The following is a 1,935-nucleotide window of genomic DNA, read 5'->3' as shown; positions in this document are numbered from 1 at the left end:
GGATATGCGGATTGCCGCCCGGATGAATGTCGCCCGCGGCGCGATCGAGGACCGTCGGGACTTCCAGCTTCTGGACGTAGTTGGCGGCCTCGAAGTATCCGGCCTTGTCCGGTTGCACCGCGTTGTTGCCCGATTGGCGCAGCACGATCGGCAACCAGCCGATCTCTAGCTCGGCGCCGGTGCACACCACCAGGTTCGCGCGCCGTGCCCGCGCCAGCAGGCTCGGTTTGGCCTGTATCCGGTGCGGGTCCTGCAACGCGCTGGTGGCGACGTAGATCGAGACACGGTCGCCGCCGAGTTCCTGCGCCAGCGCGCCCCATTCGGGTTCGCAGGCGAAGACGTCGAGCGCCGAGGCGTGCTGGGCGAAGGCAAACGTTGCAACAGTGAGCAACGCACTAAGAAGGTTTTTCATGTTGAATGCTCCTTGAAATCAGAATTGGTGGGCGCCGTGGGCACCGAGGCTCATCTGGTACTGCACGAACCATTGATTGTCGGTGACGTCCTGGCGCGACTTGTCCTGGGCGAATTGCAGACGGATGCGGCTGAATTCGCTCGGGCTGTAGTCCACCATGACGCTGTTCTTCGACGGATTGAAGTCCGGCTGCATCAGATTCGCGCTGTTTGACGAGTAATCCACCGTGCCCTGATCGAGCCGCTCGGTGCGCAGTCCGACGCGCCAGTAGGGCATGAACTGGTAAACGCCCTGCAGATACCAGCCGGATTGCTTGGAATCGTACGACGACGTGTTCGTGGCGCCGAGCGCTCCGTCCGAATCGTAGGTAAGATCGCCATCATCGTGCCGGTGCATGTATTCCGCTTGCAGCTTGAAGTTGGTATAGACCGGATTGCCGTTCGGCGCGTATTTCCACACGAAGTCGGCGATCCACAGGCGGGTGTCGCCGCTGAAACTGTTAGTGACGGTATTGCCGGCAATATTGGTGTCGGAGAACTCCTGGTTTTGCGGCGAGGTTTCCAGCACCGAAAGTCCCGCGCGCCAGCTGTGGCTCATACCGACGTCGCCGCCGACGTGCGCGAATACCGTGCCGGCGCCGGAACCGTTCTTGTCGCGATCGCTGCCGGGAAAAGGACGCCCGCGGCCAAGCTCGGCACCGAACTCGAGGAACGTATCGGTGGGCGCCAGCCATTTTATTTGCACGCCATCATCGCCGAACTGCGTGCCAAGGAATGCCTGGTAAGCGAGCGGCGCATCCACGAAGTCCCAGGTATGGGCGTGTTGGACGTTCAGGTAGCCAACGCCCGAGAAAAACCGGCCAGCCTTGACGCTGAATCCATTCGAGAGCGCGATTGTTTGGATGAACGCTTCTTCCGCCGAAACCGAGTCGTCGGGAGCAATCGCGAAATTCAATCCGCCATAGAAATACGGATCGATGTTGGCGTAGATGCCGAGTTCGCTTTCGGCCAGGCTAAAACCGCGTTGACCCGGGCCGATTTCCGCGTCGGATGGCATCGGGAAACCAGTGATGCGGTAGTTCGCCGGATCCTGCGAAAGATTAGTGTAAAGGCCAGAGAGAATCAGCGAGATCGCCGGATTGAAGCTGTTAGCGGACGAGGCGGGCGACGGTGCCGGAGGCGCAGACTCCAGTTGCTTGACGCGTTCCTCGAGCGAACGCAGTCTTTGTTGCTCATTCGGCTGTTTGGCGGCCGAATCCGGTTGTGTCGGGGGGTTGTCAGGCGATGCCGCGAAGACGGCGGTTGGTGTGACAACGGCCAACACCGCGGCGGCGATCAAGTTTCTGCAAGTCATAATCATTCTCCGAAATCAACGAAATGAATTGACGCCTTGTTGGAGCAAGACGTGCGTCATGGGCACGGGGCCCGGACGCGGTCGTTTTAACAGCTAGATTTCGGAGTCGACAGGTGGAGCGCGCACTGCGTAGGCGGTGATTTCATGCCGGCGCGGTGCGGGGATTGATA

2 protein-coding genes are annotated in these 1,935 nt (G+C 60.4%); both read right to left on the bottom strand.

Annotated elements, in window-relative coordinates:
• The coding region (locus WB402_RS12445; RefSeq protein WP_424208323.1) for a metal ABC transporter solute-binding protein, Zn/Mn family at nucleotides 1-412 on the bottom strand (412 nt) is incomplete at its 3' end.
• Between the two features lie 18 nt (nucleotides 413-430).
• Nucleotides 431-1,765, bottom strand: a complete 1,335-nt coding sequence (locus WB402_RS12440) for a hypothetical protein (RefSeq protein ID WP_424208321.1) — start codon at nucleotides 1,763-1,765, stop codon at nucleotides 431-433.
• Between the last annotated feature and the right edge of the window lie 170 nt (nucleotides 1,766-1,935).

Source organism: Sulfuricaulis sp. (genome assembly GCF_049587675.1).
Classification (GTDB): domain Bacteria; phylum Pseudomonadota; class Gammaproteobacteria; order Acidiferrobacterales; family Sulfurifustaceae; genus Sulfuricaulis.
Note: the sequence above shows the minus strand (reverse complement) of the source record. Positions and strands in the feature narration are given on the sequence as shown.

What these genes read in the sequence shown, in the direction of transcription:
- WB402_RS12440 (WP_424208321.1), bottom strand. Translation starts at nt 1,765, where the DNA reads ATGACTTGCAGAAACTTGATCGCCGCCGCGGTGTTGGCCGTTGTCACA.